The sequence below is a fragment of the Psychrobacter sp. 1Y4 genome, from assembly GCF_051847555.1.
The window spans coordinates 1-510 of the sequence record NZ_JBPYDE010001191.1 but is presented as its reverse complement, the minus strand read 5'-3'; the positions used below and the strand labels follow the sequence as shown (position 1 = coordinate 510).

General features: G+C 41.4%; 1 protein-coding gene. It reads right to left on the bottom strand.

Translation table 11 applies throughout. From position 1 onward, the window contains the following. Nucleotides 1–283 precede the first annotated feature (283 nt). Nucleotides 284–510: TraR/DksA C4-type zinc finger protein (locus ACS8FC_RS21090; protein ID WP_439298216.1), on the bottom strand; the 227-nt coding region annotated here is incomplete at its 5' end.

Below are 510 nucleotides of genomic sequence, written 5' to 3'. Positions count from 1 at the left end.
TGTGAGATGGCGTGTCAGTAGGAATAGTTTTCACAGTAAATGGCTATCGATAAAAATAATACAGATAGAATAATAAAAATCAGGTTCAAAAGATATTTATTAAATGAGATTGTTTCGTGAGCAAAGGCAACATTTCACCAACGCTATATCAGTCATATAATCAAAAACAGAGTAGGGGGGAGCGTTTGCGTGAGGAGGCGGTCGTCTAAACGGTCGTCTAAAATGCAAAAAGCGACCACTTATAGGGTCGCTCTGTTTTACAGTCATCTTAGTTCTATCTGATTTAAGCGCCTTGGTTTTGGCGTTCTTTAATCTCAGACAAAGTCTTGCAGTCGATACATTGGGTCGCTGTTGGACGTGCTTCAAGACGGCGCAAACCAATCTCTACGCCACAGGTTTCACAAAATCCATAGTCGTCATTTTCGATTTCTAGCATAGATTTGTCAATTTTGCGGATAAGTTTGCGTTCACGGTCGCGTGTGCGCAAGGCTAGCGCAAACTCTTCTTCTT